Source organism: Spirosoma panaciterrae DSM 21099 (assembly GCF_000374025.1).
Classification (GTDB): domain Bacteria; phylum Bacteroidota; class Bacteroidia; order Cytophagales; family Spirosomataceae; genus Spirosoma; species Spirosoma panaciterrae.
In genome coordinates this window covers 193,814-212,200 of sequence record NZ_KB893173.1, presented here as the reverse complement: position 1 = coordinate 212,200, position 18,387 = coordinate 193,814, and the positions used below count along the sequence as shown (strand labels likewise).

Annotated in this window: 10 protein-coding genes; 1 reads left to right on the top strand and 9 read right to left on the bottom strand. The window is 49.5% G+C overall.

Features of this window, described 5'->3' with window-relative positions; translation table 11 throughout:
* Nucleotide 1: 1 nt before the first annotated feature.
* The 9 genes from ppk1 to B153_RS0104220 form a co-directional block, all read right to left on the bottom strand.
* Nucleotides 2–2,335: a polyphosphate kinase 1 gene (gene ppk1 / locus B153_RS0104260; protein WP_020595433.1), complete on the bottom strand. Its 2,334-nt coding sequence runs from the start codon at nucleotides 2,333–2,335 to the stop codon at nucleotides 2–4.
* A gap of 164 nt (nucleotides 2,336–2,499) precedes the next feature.
* Nucleotides 2,500–4,503 (bottom strand): DNA topoisomerase (ATP-hydrolyzing) subunit B, encoded by a 2,004-nt coding sequence (gene gyrB / locus B153_RS0104255; protein WP_020595432.1) that lies wholly within the window; start codon nucleotides 4,501–4,503, stop codon nucleotides 2,500–2,502.
* A gap of 373 nt (nucleotides 4,504–4,876) precedes the next feature.
* Nucleotides 4,877–5,281, bottom strand: coding sequence for a hypothetical protein (locus tag B153_RS0104250; RefSeq protein WP_020595431.1), 405 nt, complete (start codon nucleotides 5,279–5,281; stop codon nucleotides 4,877–4,879).
* A gap of 107 nt (nucleotides 5,282–5,388) precedes the next feature.
* Nucleotides 5,389–6,600 (bottom strand): alanine dehydrogenase, encoded by a 1,212-nt coding sequence (locus tag B153_RS0104245; protein WP_020595430.1) that lies wholly within the window; start codon nucleotides 6,598–6,600, stop codon nucleotides 5,389–5,391.
* A 69-nt stretch (nucleotides 6,601–6,669) separates the two neighbouring features.
* Nucleotides 6,670–7,098, bottom strand: coding sequence for a tRNA (adenosine(37)-N6)-threonylcarbamoyltransferase complex ATPase subunit type 1 TsaE (gene tsaE, locus B153_RS0104240; RefSeq protein ID WP_020595429.1), 429 nt, complete (start codon nucleotides 7,096–7,098; stop codon nucleotides 6,670–6,672).
* Between the two features lie 177 nt (nucleotides 7,099–7,275).
* Nucleotides 7,276–9,003 (bottom strand): RagB/SusD family nutrient uptake outer membrane protein, encoded by a 1,728-nt coding sequence (locus B153_RS0104235; protein ID WP_020595428.1) that lies wholly within the window; start codon nucleotides 9,001–9,003, stop codon nucleotides 7,276–7,278.
* Nucleotides 9,004–9,103: 100 nt separating this feature from the next.
* Nucleotides 9,104–12,364 (bottom strand): SusC/RagA family TonB-linked outer membrane protein, encoded by a 3,261-nt coding sequence (locus tag B153_RS0104230; RefSeq protein ID WP_020595427.1) that lies wholly within the window; start codon nucleotides 12,362–12,364, stop codon nucleotides 9,104–9,106.
* A gap of 200 nt (nucleotides 12,365–12,564) precedes the next feature.
* Nucleotides 12,565–14,322, bottom strand: a complete 1,758-nt coding sequence (locus B153_RS0104225) for a phospho-sugar mutase (RefSeq protein ID WP_020595426.1) — start codon at nucleotides 14,320–14,322, stop codon at nucleotides 12,565–12,567.
* 125 nt (nucleotides 14,323–14,447) lie between these two features.
* The gene (locus tag B153_RS0104220) at nucleotides 14,448–15,746 is read right to left on the bottom strand and encodes a DUF4249 domain-containing protein (protein WP_020595425.1); all 1,299 of its coding nucleotides are present in this window, start codon (nucleotides 15,744–15,746) and stop codon (nucleotides 14,448–14,450) included.
* Nucleotides 15,747–15,974: 228 nt separating this feature from the next.
* Here B153_RS0104220 and B153_RS0104215 point away from each other — a divergent pair, with 228 nt between their 5' ends.
* Entirely contained in the window at nucleotides 15,975–18,380 is a 2,406-nt protein-coding gene (locus tag B153_RS0104215) for a TonB-dependent receptor (protein WP_020595424.1), read from the top strand.
* Nucleotides 18,381–18,387: the final 7 nt, after the last annotated feature.

The following is an 18,387-nucleotide window of genomic DNA, read 5'->3' as shown; positions in this document are numbered from 1 at the left end:
ACTAAATATCGGCTATTGCTCGCTCGGCACCTTCCTGATATTCTTCTTCGATTTTAGCTACTTCGGCAGGTTTGACCTCCTGATCGAACAACCGAACTTCCATGGCTTCTTTTTCAGTCACCTCAAAGAAACGCTGATGGATATTAAACGGCTCTTTGCCTGGTAGAACCGCACATTTCTGAAAGTCGCCATCCTCTTTTAGTTCGTAGGAATTGACATTATCTTCCAGATTATATTTCAATATCAACATGGCCAGCTGTTTCACGCGGTTGTCGGCCAAATAGAAGAGTGATTCGATCCGCCGGTCGAAGCTACGGACCATTACATCAGCGCTGCCACCATATATTTTGGGGTCGCCGTTATTATGAAAATAATAAACGCGTGTATGTTCAAGAAAATCCCCTACGATGGAGCGAACGGTTATGTTGTCGCTTAAGCCCGCCCGTTGAGGACGCAGGCAGCAGATACTCCGGACAATAAGCCGGATAGGGACACCTGCCTGGGAGGCTTTATACAGTTCGTCAATAACCTGTTTGTCTTCCAGTGAATTGACTTTTATGCAGATGCCGCTGGGCAGTCCATGTTGAGCATTGCTGGCTTCCTGGCGAATAAGGCGCACTAATTGGTCACGCATATCGCGGGGAGCCGTAATCAGGTATTGGTATTCATTGGGGAGCGAGTGGCCCGTGATGACATTGAAAAACTCGGAGATGTCGTGCGTATACGTTTCATCGGTGGTGAGCAGACCAATATCGGTATAGAGTTTCGACGTATCTTCATTATAATTGCCACTGGCCATATGGGCATATCGGACAACCCGAGTTCCCTCATTGCGTACAACCAGCAACAGCTTCGTATGGGTTTTATATCGGCTGATGCCGTAAATAACAAAACAACCTGCCTTCTGTAGGCGCTGCGCTTCCCGAATGTTGTTTTCTTCATCGAAGCGAGCTTTTACCTCAAACAAAACGGATACGTGTTTGCCATTTTCTGCCGCTTTTAGCAAAGCTTCGGTAATGCGCGACCGCTTGGCCAGCCGATACACTGTAATTTTTATCGCCAGCACATTGGGGTCTTCGGCAGACTGCTCCAGCAGTTGTAAAACCGGTTCAAAGTTATTGTAGGGATGATGAAGCAGGAGATCACGCTGTTTGATCAGCTCAAAAATGTTATCGGTTTTTTCCCGGGTAAGTCCCAGCGGAGGCACCGGCGCATGCGGACGAGGCATATCGTCCTTAAAATCAGGGTGACCAATAATCTGCCAGAAAGCCGAAAAATCAAGCAGGCTAGTCGATTCGAAAATATTCAGATCATCGATTTCCCATCGTTTTTTTAGCAGATTCAGCATCCAGGTCTCGCTGTCTTCGGTAATACCGTCCACTTCAACCTCTACCCGTGTAACCCGACCCAGCCGCCGATTTTTAATCTTTTGGCGAACTTCATCCAGAAAGTCTACTTCGTCGTCATCGTTTTCATCGAGGGTAAAATCGCCATTTCGGGTAATCCGGAACAGATTGACCGATAGAATCTCGATGTTTCGGTACAGTTTCTTAATATTCTGACGTACGATTTCTTCAATCGGTAAGAACAGCGTCATGTCTTCGCGCTCAAACGACAGGAAACGGGGCAGGTTGGCCGGAATCTGCACGAACGATAGCCGCTGCCGGTCATCGTCGTCTGCTCCATGATTAGCGGATGAGTTATTCTCTGGGCTTTGCGTGACGACGCCAAATATCAGCACTTTTGCCAGTAGTACCGGGAACGTGTGCGTGTAGTCGTACAGCATGGGGGTCAGGGTAGGGTAGATCGTGCGGTCGAAATAAGCATTGGCTTCTGCTTTTTCGTCGGCTTTCAGATCATCGAAGTTGACCAATTGAAGCCCATTCTCGGCAAAGAGTGGTAAAAGTTGTTCGGTAAATACGGCTTGCTGGTCCTGGCAAAACTGATGGGAGGCAGTATAGAGCGCTTTTCGGAAAGGAACCTCCCGAAGCCCGGAATAGTCGACCCGTTGCTTGTGGTAATCAAGATAGTTGTACAAGCTGCCTACCCGAATCATGAAAAACTCATCCAGGTTTGAGGCCGAAATAGCCAGAAACTTGAGTCGTTCCATTAAGGTGCGGTTTGTACTACGAGCCTGATCCAATACACGTTCGTTGAACTTAATCCAGCTTAAATCCCGACTTAAATAGTCGCTCTGGTCGATTACGCTGCTTACCTTTTCACTGACTTTTGCCATTTTATCAGTCGTTTGGGCTGCGGTTTTGGCCTGGCGCTGGGTAAAGCGCGAAACCAGATTGCCCAGTATATTTCGGTTTGGGTTTAACGAATAACGCATACTGCTATAAATTTCAACTTGTGCATGATGAATTTCGACGTCATTCCCCGACGTTATGCTCAGGTGTGTATCGAATTCTATGCCTTTGTTCTTATGACTAACATATTAACACCGAAATAAAACAAAAAAGCGGGCTTTAAGGCCCGCTCTGTGTTATTATTCGGTTAAACATCCACTCGGGCATATTTCGCATTTCGTTCGATGAAGTCGCGCCGGGGGGCCACCTCATCACCCATCAGGGTTGAGAAAACGTGGTCGGCATCGGCGGCCGATTCAACCGTTACCACTTTCAACGTACGGGTATCGGGGTTCATGGTCGTGCTCCAAAGCTGCTCGGCATTCATTTCACCAAGTCCTTTGTACCGCTGAACCCCTACATTTTCTTCTTTACCGGCACCGGCGAGTTCTTTTACAGCGGCTTCACGCTGGGCTTCGGTCCAGCAATACCGCTCTTCCTTGCCTTTTTTTACCAGATAGAGCGGAGGTTGAGCAATGTAGATGTAGCCGTTATCGATCAGGGCCTTCATGTTGCGGTAGAACAACGTCAGAATCAGCGTCCGAATGTGGCTACCATCGACGTCGGCATCGGTCATGATGATGATCTTATGATACCGGAGCTTGTCCAGGTTCATGATAGTCTCGTCATCTTTTTTCTCCAGCCGAACGCCCAGGGCCGTCCAGATATTTTTGATCTCTTCGTTTTCGTATACTTTGTGTTCGAGGGCTTTTTCGACGTTCAGGATTTTACCACGCAGCGGCAAAATGGCCTGGAACGCCCGGTTACGGCCCTGTTTGGCGGTACCACCAGCCGAGTCGCCCTCTACCAGATACAACTCACATTTTTCGGGGTCAGTATCGGAGCAGTCGGCCAGTTTGCCAGGTAAGCCCATGCCTCCCATAAAGTCTTTCCGGTCGGCCATGATGCGTTTGTACGCCTGTTCGGCGGCCAGACGGGCCTGGGCGGATACGAGCACCTTCTTGACGATACCGATGGCCGTTTTAGGATTTTCTTCCAGCCAGGTTTCCAGCAGGTCGGCCATCGCCTGACTAACCGCACTTACGACCTCCTGGTTGCCCAGTTTGGTTTTGGTCTGTCCTTCAAACTGAGGGTCCTGCACTTTTACCGAAATAACAGCCGTCAGTCCTTTGCGGAAATCTTCCCCGCTAAACTGAACCTTACCCGTATTTTTGGGCAGTTTATCAGCGTTGCGGTCGGCGTAGTTTTTCAACACACGGGTCAATGCGGAGCGGAACCCCTGTACGTGTGTACCGCCTTCGTGCGTGTTGATGTTGTTGACGTACGACTGCACATTCTCCCCGGCTTCGTAATTGTATACCAGCGCTACCTGTACGGGCGTAGAGCCTTTATCGCTCTCCATGTAGATCGGCTTCATGCCATCGAGCGAAGGGCGGGTTTCGTCGAGATACTGAACAAATTCGATCAGGCCCCCTTCGGAGAAGAATTCGTCCTGGCGAATGGGTTCACCGGCTTCATCCAGTTCCCGGAGATCTTTCAGGTGAATGCGGATTCCTTTGTTCAGATACGCTAATTCACGCAGACGCCCGGCTACGGTATCGTACTTATAAACGGTTTCGGTGAAGATACTGCTGTCGGGTTTAAAGTGGGTCTTTGTCCCCGTATCAGAAGCTTCACCAATGACGCGCACATCGTACTGCGGAACGCCAATTTTATACTCCTGTTCAAAGATTTTGCCTTCGCGGTGAACTTCCACACGCACGTCGGTTGAGAGCGCATTAACGCAGGATACACCAACACCGTGCAGACCTCCCGAAACTTTATAGGTGTCTTTATCGAACTTGCCACCCGCATGGAGTATGGTCATGGCAATTTCGAGGGCCGACTTACCCATTTTGGTATTTATGCCTGTTGGAATTCCACGGCCGTTGTCCTGAACGGTAATAGAATTGTCAGGATTAATCGTTACGCTGATTTTGTCGCAATACCCCGCCAGGGCTTCATCGATTGAGTTGTCAACGACTTCCCAGATCAGATGGTGTAATCCCCGTATACCAACATCGCCGATGTACATCGATGGGCGTTTGCGAACGGCCTCCAGACCTTCTAATACAGTGATGTTATCGGCACCATAGTTGCTGTTAGGTGTGGTCTCTACAGGAGCATCAGCTTCAATCAATTCGTTGGTCATATTAGAATGAAAAAATGTCAGAAATCTGTTGTTTAAGGCTCAGGAATTTAGGTGATTCTAAATCGACTTACAGATTGTAAAAATACAAAAAATATTCCTCTTTTCCTACCCCTTTTTACAAGATTGGCTTAATATACAAAAAAATATTCTGATTTACAATAAATGCCCCCTCTCGTAGTTTCTGCGTGGTTTTTTGGGGGATGGGTATTTCCCTGGTCGTGCTATAGAGGGCGCAGTGAACCCCGAAAAATGACAACTTGATGCGCCTGTTTATGTGGGCTGTTGTTTCTAGAAAAAGTATTATTGGACTCCTAAAAAAAGTGACGCCGAATCATGTTGATTCGGCGTCACTTTTTTTAGGAGATTCTCTTGTTTAATCTTCCGGGTAGGGGATATAAACAAAGCCTGCAAAATCGGCATGTACAACGAACAAACAGCAGTATTCATCAGGCTTTTTGTAGTTCTCTTTCCATAAGTCGATGGATTCTCTGCCGATCAGGGCCCGTTGGACAAACTCGTCCAGAAAGGAGGCTTTGTAATTCCACTGGTTCTCCAGTTCAGTAGCGCCGATCAGCAGTTGACCCATGGGAACTTCCCGACGGGAAGCAACAAAAATAGGGTATTCAGAAAATCCCCGTTTCCGAATTTGATACGATGCTTCTTTCAACTGATCGGCCACTTTGACAAAATCCGACGAAATGGCGCCCATTAACTCCTGATTTACATCGTAGGAGTTGGCGTCGTCAAGTAGCGTATTTTCATTACTGTGGTTAATCATAATCTTTAAGGAGTTAGGCGTTAGGAGCGAGGAGAGAGCATGCTGAGACCCATTTTTCCTGATGCGACAGCATGCTCACTTCTCGCTCCTAACTCCTCAATACTGTATTAAAACCGTGCTGCCAGTAAAAGGTCCAGGTCTTTAAAACGCATGTTGAATTTACGGGCGATATAGGCGTTTGTGAGCGTTCCTTTATGGGTATAAACACCTTTCATAAACCAACGGTTCGCATACATCATCTGTTCGATGCCACCCGTAGTTCCCGTTTCGAGCAGAAACGGCAGGAAGATGTTGCTCAGAGCCATGCTGGCCGTGTGGGCCACCCGAGCGGCTATATTAGGCACGCAGTAATGAATGACCCCCATATGTTTGTACGTAGGGGTTTTATGGGTAGTCATGCGGGAGGTTTCGAAGTTACCTCCCTGATCGATGGATACGTCGATAATGACCGAGCCGGGTTTCATTCGGCCTACCATCTCTTCGGTCACGACCACCGGGCTCAACCCATCCTCGGCCCGCATGGCGCCAATCACCACATCGGCCCGCTGAACCGCTTCGGCCAGGGTGTCGGAGGCAATGATGGAGGTGTAAACGTGTTGACCAACAGCGTACTTTAGCCGCTGAAGCTTATACAGGTATTTGTCGAAAACTTTTACTTCGGCGCCCATCCCTAAGGCCATACGGATGGCATACTCGGTGACGGTTCCGGCGCCCAGCATCACCACTTTCGTGGGCGGAACGCCCGTAATGCCACCCAGGATGATGCCCCGACCATTGGCGGCATTGCTCAGGTATTCTCCGGCAATGAGCATGACGGTACTGCCCGCAATTTCACTCATAGACCGGATAACGGGGAGCCCACCAGACTGGTCTTCGATGTATTCGTAGCCAAACGCGGTCAGGTTCTTTTCATTGATCTTTTCGAAGTAAGACCGATCATGCGCGGGTAAGTTGAGGGCAGAAATGACTGTGCTGCCCGTCTGAATAAATTCGAACTCGCCGTCGATAAGCGGCTCAACTTTCAGGATTAAATGGGCCGTATACACTTCCTTTGGCGATTGAGCGATTTGCGCACCGGCCTCGCTGTATTCCGTATCGGAAAAATTAGCCTTAGCGCCTGCTCCCTGCTCAACGATTACATTATGGCCGTTTCGAACCAGAATGGCTACTGCTTCGGGAGTAAGCGCAATACGATTCTCCTGAAGCGACACTTCTTTAGGCAGGCCAATAAGCAGACCATTGCGATTGGTCTTTACGGCCAGCGGTGCTTCTTTCGGATATAGGGCCGTTTGTTTGGCCAATTCCTCAAATCCAGTCACTTGCGAAAAGTTTACGGTTTATGATCGCTCCCCTTGCGTAAGGGAACTGTCATAAACTGAATACTGAAACTAGTCAATCAATTTTGCGTCCACGGTTCGGTTGCCTTCCTGATCGACCGAAAGATGGACCTGATAATAGGTAGCTGGCCAGAGCGAACGAATCCGTTCGGGCCACTCAATGAAACAATAACTTCCTGAGTCGAAATATTCTTCAATACCGATGTCGAGCGCTTCGGCTTCGTTGCGAAGCCGATAACAATCGAAATGATATACAGAATGACCTTCGTGGGTTGTATATTCATTGACGATGGAAAACGTCGGGCTTTGGACTATGCTGATAACGCCCAGCGCTCTACAAAGTTCTTTAATAAGCGTAGTTTTACCGGCTCCCATATCCCCTTCAAACAACCACACGGATTGCCCACGTCCTTCGGCCAATAGGGTATGGGCTATTTGACTAAGTTGGTCGACTTGGGTTATGTGTTGTTTCATGAACATGTAACAGGAACAGCCTGCAAAGATACAGATTTTTTAGGCTGCTTACGTTGTGATACGTTATTCCGATGATCCAACCACTTTGTAGAAACCAAAAGTGGTCAACAGGAAAAATTACCTATTGACCACTTTTGGCCTTCCAAAGAAACATCAGGCAAATCTATATAGCCCTATCGTTTATCAATAGCCGGGATTTTGCGTTAGCGTTTCCTTGCCATCTTTTTTACTGTTGAAGATCTCCTGGATTGGGATCGGGAAATACTCATGCTTGCCTTTTACAAACGTAACCCCTTTCAGATAAATCCGTTTGGAGGCTTCGGCGGCATAATAGGCATTAAGCGTCTGATCGGCAATGCCCCAGCGAACCAGATCGAACCGACGGTGCCCTTCCATACCGAACTCCAGTCGCTCCTCAAATTGTACCGCTTTGCGGGCCGTAGCCTGGTCGGTCCAGGCAGTTGTATATTCTTTAATCAGATAATTGGCAGCAGCGGTTCCATCGGCATTTTTAACAAATCCATCTGGATTAGCGGCCCGACGACGAATCTGGTTCACATAGGCGCGGGCCTTGTTCAGATCGCCAATTTCCGTTTCGATTTCGGCCAGCCAAAGCAGCACGTGGCTGTAGCGAATCATGCGGTAGTTATTGGCATTCAGACGTGGGTTGCCCGCGAAGGTATTGGTACCTACATCCGATTTATACATCACGTGCTTCTTGGGTGAATAAGGGCCGCCGTACGACTGATCCCGTACGTACGCTTTGCCTGGATGAACGCCCCAGTCGAGGAAAGGAATACCCCGGCGCCCAACGGTATGATCCAACCGAGGATCAACTGTGCCTGCATAGGGTGTGAATGGAGACGTCGATTCAATACCCTGGTCGTTAGTCATATCGGTGGCATTAAAGGAGTCGATTAAGGGAAGACCGTTGGCATCCGTCTTAAATGAATTGACCAGATTTTGCGAGGGCTGGAAGAAACCGCAGCAGGTCGTCACGCCACCCCCACCATAAGGGTAGTTCAGCGTAGACCCAATGTTACCATTTTCGCCACCCGGAGCCCCATCGTTTACTGAATATTGTACCTCGAAAATCGATTCAGCGTTGTTGTTCGTGACGGCTCTGAAATTATCGTGGTACTTATCTACGAGCTTGTATTGTCCACTAGCTACGATGGCTTCGAGCAGTGGTTTCGCTTCCGCGTATTTTTTCTGAAACAGATACGCCTTTCCTAATTCGGCAGCTGCAGCCCATTTGGTGGGCCGACCTACCGACGTCTGTTTGGTTGGCAAAACATCGTAAGCCGCTTTCAGGTCAGCTACTATGTTCGGCCAGATGTCGACGTTGTTCGGGACCTTAGTGCTTTCCAGGTCGTTCGGATTGTAAATTTTTTCGTCGATATAAGGCACCATGTTAAACATCTTTTTGAGTTCAAAATGGAAGTGGCCCCGCAGGAATCGGGCCTCGGCAGTAACCTGTGCTTTTTCGGCATCAGTCATGTCTTTTACGGCCGTCAGTGCCTGTAATACGTCATTGGCACGGGCAATGCCATCGTACATGCCCCGCCATTTACCCCGGAAATAGATGTTGTCCGACTGGCTGTTGCCCTGTTCGATCAATGAGATAGGGGGCTGGTCACCAGCAATGGTTCCTTTGTAGGCATCATCGCTGGCTACACTGCCGTATACCCAGTTGTCGGCTCCTACGTTGTAGGAACGATAAGCACCTTCGGCGGTGGCCCAGCCATCCAGCAGCGAATAAACGCCAATCAATAAGGCATTGACCCCTACTTTGTTTTGCAGCGTGGTTACGGCCAATGCTGCTTTCGGCTGTACATCCAGAAATTTGTCGGAGCAGGACGTAGCCACTGACAGACAGAAGATGGTTATGAATAAGGTGAGTTTTTTCATGATAAGATTTTTATGTATGAGGTATGATGTAGGATGTGAGAAGTATGGCCATTAGTAATTACATAACATACGTCAAATAGCTTGCATCCTATATCCTACATCAGAACGACAGATTTAAGCCTACAAGAATCGTTTTCGCTACCGGATACGAACCACCATCGACCCCAATCTGACGGTCGTTCCCGGCCGTGTAGTTACGCAGGTTGATTTCGGGGTCCATGCCGGAATAGTTCGTAACCGTGAACAGGTTCTGCCCCTGAACGTACACCGAGGTTGCGCCCATTTTCAGTTTGTTAAGCAGAGTCTGGGGCAACTGGTAGGTTAACTGGATATTTTTCATCCGGAAATAGGAGCCGCTTTCGAGGTAATAGGTCGATGGCAGAATACTGATCTGATCGCTCGCCCGAAGCTGTGGGAGAATCGCGTCGGTTTTGCCAGGGCGCCACGATTGATAGAGCATACGGGTACTTCGGTTTCCGGCAAACGTTGGGAAATCCGTCCAGTATTTCACGTAGTTGAAAATCTGATTGCCCTGGACGCCCTGGCCGAATAAGGTTAGCCCAAAGTTTTTGTAGTTCAGGTTGATATTCAGACCATAGGTGAATTTTGGATGCGGGTTGCCAATAATGCTCAGATCCCCTGAGTTAATTACCCCATCCCCATTGACATCCCGGAACCTGAAACGACCCGCCACGTTTTCCGGATTGTTGGCTGTTGTTGTGCCAAACTGAGGTAAATACGCTTTAGCTTCTTCGTTGGTCTGGAAAATGCCATCGATGGTATAGCCGAAGAACGACGCGATTGGATAGTTCTGCTGGGTGACAACGAAGTTCTGAATCCGCTCGTCGTTGATGCCGAAGTACTGCGTGCTTGGGTCGCCATTGGTTTTGGTAACGGTGTTCCGGTAGGTGCTGAAATTGGCTCCGATGTTATACGTCAGGCCACTGCTTCCGATTTTGTCGCCATAGTTAATCATCAGGTCAATACCCCGGTTACGCATTTCGCCAATGTTCTGGAATGGGTTCGTGGCGACCCCCTGGGTGAGTGGTGCCGATACCGGGAACAGCATATCGCTTGTGGTACGGGTATACCAGTCGAAATTAACCGTCAGGCGATTTTTCAACAGGCTGGCGTCAAAACCGATGTTCAGGCTGGTGGTGGTTTCCCATTTGGCTTTCGCATTACCAAACTGCGTCAGCTCATAGCCGGGTACGGCCGAAGTACGGGTGCCATTGATATCGTAGAACGACGTAGCTGGGTTGGTACTGAACTGGGTGAACGAGTTGTAGTTACCGATTTCCTGGTTACCCGTCTGGCCCAGACCTGCCCGGAATTTCAGATCATCAACCAACGTGAGGGGCTTAAAGAAATTCTCTTTCGAAACCCGCCAGCCTACACTGGCAGCCGGGAATACAGCCGAACGATATTCGGGAGCAAAACGGGAAGAGCGGTCCCGACGAACGGTCAGGTCGATCAGGTATTTGTCATCGAGGGCGTAATTGACTTTAGCAAATTCCGATGCCAGTCGCCAGTTGGAAGCGCCCCCGTTGTTAGTTTGTACGCCCGTACCGGCACTTAAGTAGCGGTTTTCGATGTCGTCAACGGCGAAATTAGTCCGGGTTGCATCAAACGTTTCGAAGTAGTTTTTGATCGATTCCGTACCCGCAATGACATTGAAACGGTGCCGGTCGCCCAGCGACAGGTTGTAGGTCAGTGTATTATACCAGGTCCAGGTCCATTCGTAGTTGTTATTGGTCGTAAGCTGGTTGGAACCACGCGCTTCGGCTGATTCGATGTCGCGAATGATGTAGTTGCGGTAGTTGTACAGGTTATAGTCGATACCGAAACTGGTACGTGCTGTCAGGTTGGGCAGAATGTCGACTTCGGCAAAGGCGTTCCCAAACAGACGAATTTCTTTCTGTACATTGTCTTTGTTTCGATATAGAAGAGCAACCGGGTTGTTGGCATTATCGAGGTCACCACCGCGAGTTCCGGCAAAATTTCCGGCTACATCATAGACCGGAATGATGGGCTGAATCCGGTACGCAAACGAAATTGGGTTGCTTTCGGCATTGTTCCCGTTGGCCTGCGCAATCCGTTCGCCATAGGCTACCTGAAAATTCTGCCCCACGCGCACCCGCTTGTTGACGTTGAATTCGGTGTTTGACCGTAACGAATACCGTTTGTAGCCCGTATACTTCATAATCCCATCCTGGTTGAAGTAGTTAAGCGACATGGCATACCGACCGTTTTCGCTACCGCCCGATACGCCCAACTGATGGTTCTGAATAGGAGCGGTCTGGAAAATTTCTTCCAGCCAGTTCGTGCCCACCTTGTTCGCTTTGGTAATCAGCAGGAAGTTAGGCGAGTTGATGTCGTTGTTATAGTTCTTATACGTTCCATCGGGATTTAAGGCCACGCGAGGGTCGCTGGCCGAAGCACCACTAGGCAGTACAAAATCCGGGATTACGGGCGTTGGGCCATTGCCGAACTGCGAGTGAACCGGATTGCCATTGGCACCCACTACGCCCGAATTGATACGGGATTCCCAGGTGAGTTGAGCATACTCCTGCGTATTAAGCATGTCGAGGAGTTTACCATGACGTTGGGTCCCATAATAGGTATCGTAGGTGAACTTGGGCTTACCGGCCTTCCCCTTCTTGGTTGTGATAATGACCACGCCGTTGCCAGCTCGCGAACCGTAAATAGATGCTGCCGACGCGTCTTTCAGAATCTGCATACTTTCTACGTCATTGAGATTCAGGGTGTTCAGGTTGCCTTTTGTGGGGACACCGTCAACAACATACAGGGGCGAGTTGTCGTTGATGGTACCGAACCCACGGATACGCACCATCACCCCACCACCGGGAGCGTTCTCATTGCCCACCTGTACCCCAGCCACGCGGCCCTGCAAAGCCTGCCCAACATTGGTAGACGGAACGGACAACAATTGTTTCGTATCGACCGTGGCCACGGCACCAGTAATATCCCGTTTGGCCTGGGCACCGTATCCCGTTACAACCACTTCGCTCAATGTCTTGATGTCAGGGGCTAAGGTAATGTCGACAGAGGAACGATTGCCAATTGTGACATCCTGAGAGACATATCCAATGGCCGAAACGGTGAGTACATTGCGGCCTGAAGCTACATTCAGCGAAAACTGTCCGTTTGCGTCGGTGACCACCCCAGTTTGGGTTCCTTTTACCACAACGTTCGCTCCGGGGACTGCACTGTTGTCATTTCCGTCGGTAATGCGCCCAGTTATTTTGCGGTCCTGAGCATAAACACGTATGCAAAGGAGCCAGCTAAATAAAAATAGGGCTACCATACGACCTGTTTGTCGTAAATAATTGTTTGTCATAGGGTTGATTGGAATTAGTGAGAAAATATAGAAAATTTGGATAGGTAATAATCCTTAAATATAAAGAGAGTGGCGTTGTATATTATGTTGCTTTTATGTAAAAAATTAAAAATAAAGCACAAAAAAATCCCGTAAGCCTGGAAGCGTACGGGATTAGTATAGTATTACTACTGTTTTTGGTCGATCAGTCGTATGATTTACTACGTTAGCTGCAATTCATCGATTACACGCTGCACTTTCGCTTTTAGTTGAGCATACGTTTCGTCAAAGGCTTCCTTGCTGGCCAGTGGCTCGCGAACGCTAACATAAAACTTGATTTTAGGCTCCGTACCCGACGGACGAGCCGATACTTTGGTCCCGTCTTCCGTAAAGAATTGTAGCACATTGGATGACTCAATGCCCATTTTACCGGCTTCAATGGCTGTGCTAGTCCCCGATTGAGCATCCAGCCGCGTCAGGGCTTTGTAATCGTCGACGCGTACGACGGGTGATCCGGCAATCGATTTGGGCGGATTGGCCCGGAAGTCGGCCATCATCTGCTGGATTTCTTCGGCTCCCGATTTGCCTTTCTTGGTCAGCGATACCAGGGCCTCGTAGTAGAATCCATTCTCCATGTACATCGCCATCAGCATATCGAATAGGCTCTTGCCCTGATCTTTGGCATAGGCAGTCAACTCCGCGATGATCGCACAGGAGGCAATGGCGTCTTTATCGCGGACGAAATCACCGATGAGGTAGCCATAGCTTTCTTCACCACCGCCAATAAACTTCTCTTTGCCTTCGAGTTCGCGAATGACCTCAGCAATGTACTTAAAGCCGGTTAGGGTATTGTAGCAAGTGACACCATAGTTTTTGCACATCTGATCGATCAGATCCGTAGTTACGATGGTTTTGGCTACAAACTCCTTACCTGTCAGTTTACCGGCATCTTTCCAGGCATTGAGCAGGTAGTAAATAATCAGACTAGCCATCTGGTTGCCGTTGAGCAGTTCAAACTCGCCATGGTGGTTCCGGGCGCCCGCGCCAACGCGGTCGGCATCGGGGTCGGTAGCCATCACCAGATCGGCGTTGATCGACAAGGCCAGATCCAGGGCCAGTTGCATGGCAGCCCGTTCTTCAGGATTGGGCGATTTTACCGTGGGGAAGTTGCCATCGGGAGTGGCCTGCTGTTCGACAATATGAACGTTATTGAATCCGAGTGCATCAAGTACGCGCGGTACCAGTGTAATACCTGTTCCGTGAATGGGTGTGTAGACAATGTTCAGGTTTGCCTGACGCTTAATGACATCGGGGTTAACGGCGTTCGATTTTACCCGCTCCACATAGGGGGCATCGATGACTTCGTCGATCATCGTAATGCGTTCAGGAATGCCCAGGAACTTGATCTCGTCGACGGAGGTGACTTTATTTACCTCAGCAATAATCCCCTTGTCGTGTGGCGATACGACCTGACCACCATCGTTCCAGTACACTTTGTAGCCGTTGTACTCGGGCGGGTTGTGCGAAGCCGTGATAACCAGACCACTCTGGCAACCTAACTGCCGAATCGCAAACGAAAGCTCAGGTGTGGGGCGCAGGCTACTGAACAGGTACACTTTAATACCATTGGCTGAGAAAATATCGGCCGCTAGCTGGGCAAATTCCGGGCTCATCCGGCGGCTGTCGTGGGCGATAGCCACGCTCACATCTTCACCGGGAAAGGCCGCATTGATGTAATTGGAGAGGCCCTGTGTAGCGGCACCGACCGTGTAGCGGTTCATCCGGTTAGAGCCAACCCCCAGAATTCCGCGAAGCCCTCCGGTTCCGAATTCCAGATCGCGATAAAAGGAGTCGGTAAGTTCGGTCGTATTGCCTGAGTCGATCAAATGCTGAATCGATTCTTTCGTAGCGGCATCGTAATTGCCACTGAGCCATTTATCAACACGTTGCTGGGTAGAAGAGTCGAGGGCCGTAGTCATATTAATAATTATAGGAATTTAGATCAACGATTATGCGCCAAAATTACAATTACCTTATAGACCACCAAATCTGCACGATAGATTCATACCGTTTTTTCCTGAAAGGCTAGGAATGTCGCCCGGCCCTACTCCTGCCAGCCTTCCGGTTTGAACGGCGTTCGGCTGTCGCTGGATACGCAAATGGCGGTGGCGGGTCGGGGAGGACCACCCCATATTCGGATGCTGGGATATGGATAAATGGGTTCGGGCATTGGTTGTCTCCGATTTAAGGAATAAAAAAAGGCTGCACCCGGTTGCCAGGCAACTTTTTCGGGGACCGTGTTGCCAAAGGGGAGTCCTGTCACATCCTTGCGTTCAATCCATATTCGTTTGGCCGAAACAGCCGATGCTGTAAAATACCCCACTACGTTCTCCCGGCTGTCGGCTACGTTTCGGATATTACCAACAGGGGCCGAAGGGGCTGTATCGGTCAGCCCGTTGGTCGATTGGGTATGCTGAAACTGGTTGAAGTAGGCATGAGCGGATTGGGTTAGCGACAACTGACGAACTTCGACCAGGCAGGCAGTGCTATCGTAATACGGGATTTGAGCGACGGACCGATGCTGAATCAGATTGCCATTTGTATATCGATCATCGAATACATTCAATGCATAGCTATAAAGGATCTCCCAACAGTCGGTACGGCAGGGGTAATCGTACACGTATAATCCACTCTGAAAGGGCGGTTGTCCAGCTTCCAGATAATTTACAGGTACGAAACAGTCTTCATACAGATCGTTGCCAGCTACATAAAATGTTTTGTCTTTGTAGGTATGAGGCAGGATATTATTTACTGAATAAATGCCCTGTTGACAACTCCGACACCAGCTTTGTTTTTCCCACAGTTTCCAGTCCCAGCGGTAATAATTCGACTGGCCGGCGGGGTCCTGGGTGTCGATAAATACGTCATGACCAGCTCGGTAGCCTCCATCCAACTGCTGCTCAATGGGCAATGCCACTGGATTGAAGCGGGCTGATACACTACGAATTGGGGGTACGGCTGGCATAACCTGCTGCGTCGATTGATAGCGAGTACCATCGGGAAGGGCAAACCGCAGTTGATAGGCGTGCCCAATTTGTCCTTTAAAATCACTGGGAAGTTGATAGGTACCGTCTACGGTTTCGTGGCAGGGAATAATCTGAGTCGAGTCCACAATGATTTCTACCGTGGCTTTGGTGATGGGTATGGCTCCAAAACGACCAGTCAATCGATCCGCTTGAGAACGATTCAGTCGGATTACCTGCGGCTCTGGAAGATTCGTGATCGTGCCATCCACGACCAGCACATCGATCGTACTGTTGAGGGTAAGATCAAGTGAATCGACACAGGCAGTGAGCCAGCAGGTGATTGATAGACAGACCAAAAGCAAAAGAAACGAACGCATACTCCTGACAAATAAGGTAGCCAGCACGACTGGATTACTATTCAGTTAACGAATCAATAGGCAATTCTTACAAATGGACTATGATTATAGTAGATTTTGTGGAAAAATGATTTAACTAACTATCGACATATTCTAATAAGCAGTAGCTGGTTCATGAACAATGAGAATGGGGCATCACTACGGCTGAACAGTAAAGTATAACCGCACCTTTGTTTACCTTTTCGCTTCATGACTCGTATTTTATCTACACTTCTCCTGGCGCTGATTAGTGGAGTAGCTTCTGCTCAGATTCTTTATACTCTATCGGGTACGATTCGGGACTCGACCTCCAATCAACCCGTTGTTCGGGCGGCTGTTGTGCTGGACTACGACAAGTCGGCTACGGGTACATATACCGACGAGCAGGGGCGCTATTCGATCAAGACCCGGATGGGTCAGCACATTGTGGTGGTGCGTAGTATTGGCTTTGTCCCCTTCCGAACAACGATTTCCATTCGGGGCAACACCACCCTGGATGTGCGCTTGCCCTCCGTAGCCAGTCAGCTCGAAGAGGTCGTCGTTACCAGTAAAGGCTACGATCGGAATGTTCGTCAGCCGTTGCTGGGTGTCAGTCAGATCAATATTGCTACGCTCAAAAAGATGCCGGCTGCTTTAGGGGAGGTCGATATTATGCGTAGTCTGCAAATGCTGCCGGGTGTCACGAGTGTGGGCGAAGCGGCCAACGGAGTCAACATTCGGGGCGGCACCACCGACCAGAACCTGATTCTGATGGACGATACCCCAATCTTTAATCCTACCCATATGTTTGGGCTTTTTTCGGTGTTTCCGCCCGATGCCGTAGGGGGCCTGGATTTGTATAAAGGCAATGTACCTGCCCGGTATGGTGGTCGGGCGGCATCCGTTCTGGACATCAGCCTGCGCAATCCTGATCTGAACGAGTTTAAACTCAGTGGTGGTGCTAGTCTGGTCGCCAATCGGCTCACGATCGAAACCCCGATCATAAAGGGTAAATTGGGCTTACTGGTTTCGGGGCGAGGGGCTTTTAATGATTTTCTGCTTCGACTGGCTTCAAAACGACTGGACGACATTCGGGCAAAGTTTGGTGACGGAGCGGCTAAGCTTTTCTGGCGGATCGATGACCGGAATACGGTAACCGCCATGGGCTACTTCAGTCAGGACTTATTCCAGACCAATTTGCTGGGTAGTCTGGCGAACGTTAATGCGATTAACACGCAATATGCTCAGCAGACCGCCAATGGGATGGTTCGCTGGTTTCATGCCTTTAACCCCCGACTGAATCTGCAAACAACGGCACTGGTTGCTCAATATATTCCCCGCATCCTGTCGACTGAGGATAGTACATTCAATAAGGTGGTGTTGAAACAGTCGCTCTTGCAACGGCAGATTAAATCAAATTTGAATTATCAGTTAGACAATCAGAAAATTGAAATCGGGATTAGCGGAACCCATTACCGACTAAACCCCGGCGAGTTGATACCCGGTAATAGTCTGGCGGTCAATTATCAGCGGACACCCATCGAAAATGCGCTGGAACTGGGCATCCATGCTGAAGACGAGATGAGTGTGTCAGAAAAGCTGGCGGTGTCGGTAGGGCTGCGTTATTCGCATTTTCTGAGTTTGGGGCCATCTGTGGTACGACGATACGGCAGTGAAGGAACGGGCGGGGCCGTTTACGATATTACTAATGTTGTCGATTCGGTCAGATACGGGGCTGGTCAGGTGGCTAGTCAATACGGTGGGTTTGAACCTCGGCTGGGTCTGCGCTACGCAGTGGGAGCTAACTCGTCGATCAAGCTGGGTTACAACCTGATGCGGCAGTATTTGCAGGTAATCACCAACACCACAACTCCTTTGCCTACGTCGCGCTGGAAAACGTCGGATACGCATATCCAGCCACAGGTAAGTCAGTTGTGGTCGGCCGGGTATTTTCATAATTCGAAGAATAACATTTTTGAGTTATCGGCCGAGGTATACTGGCGTAGTACTCAGCATATTCTGGACTATAAACCAGGAGCCGATTTCCTATTACAACCCTATCCCGAAACGCAATTGCTACCGGGCCGGAGCAAGGCGTATGGGTTGGAAATCATGATGGCTAAAAAGAAAGGTGAACTCACCGGCTGGATCAACTACACCTATGCGCGTACGCTCAACCAGGTAGCCGAAGGGGTCGATTTTCAGCAGCAGATCAATGGGGGGGATTGGTACCGGGCCAATTACGACCGGCCGCATAGTCTAAACATCAGCCTGAACATCAACCAGGGGCGTCATCACAGTTTTTCGTTCAATTTTGCCTACAGCACGGGCCGCCCCTATACAGCGCCTGAAGGCTTCATTCGCTACCAGGGCCGAACCTATCCCTATTATGACGAACGGAACCAGTACCGCCTGCCCGACTATCACCGACTGGATTTTGCCTGGAATATCTACAACCCCAGCATGAAGAACCGTCGGTGGCAGGGCCATTGGACGTTTACGGTGTACAATCTGTACGGTCGTCGGAATGTGTATTCGATCTTTTACCGGACCGAAGGACAGGCGACTAACCCGTATCGGTTGAGCATTTTTGCTGCCCCGATCCCCAGCCTGACCTACAACTTCGAGTTTAAGTAAATCGCTC

Coding starts and splice junctions, on each gene's coding strand:
- B153_RS0104230 (WP_020595427.1), bottom strand. CDS start 12,364: ATGACAAACAATTATTTACGACAAACAGGTCGTATGGTAGCCCTATTT.
- gyrB (WP_020595432.1), bottom strand. CDS start 4,503: ATGACCAACGAATTGATTGAAGCTGATGCTCCTGTAGAGACCACACCT.
- B153_RS0104235 (WP_020595428.1), bottom strand. CDS start 9,003: ATGAAAAAACTCACCTTATTCATAACCATCTTCTGTCTGTCAGTGGCT.
- B153_RS0104215 (WP_020595424.1), top strand. CDS start 15,975: ATGACTCGTATTTTATCTACACTTCTCCTGGCGCTGATTAGTGGAGTA.
- B153_RS0104225 (WP_020595426.1), bottom strand. CDS start 14,322: ATGACTACGGCCCTCGACTCTTCTACCCAGCAACGTGTTGATAAATGG.
- ppk1 (WP_020595433.1), bottom strand. CDS start 2,335: ATGCGTTATTCGTTAAACCCAAACCGAAATATACTGGGCAATCTGGTT.
- B153_RS0104220 (WP_020595425.1), bottom strand. CDS start 15,746: ATGCGTTCGTTTCTTTTGCTTTTGGTCTGTCTATCAATCACCTGCTGG.
- B153_RS0104250 (WP_020595431.1), bottom strand. CDS start 5,281: ATGATTAACCACAGTAATGAAAATACGCTACTTGACGACGCCAACTCC.
- tsaE (WP_020595429.1), bottom strand. CDS start 7,098: ATGTTCATGAAACAACACATAACCCAAGTCGACCAACTTAGTCAAATA.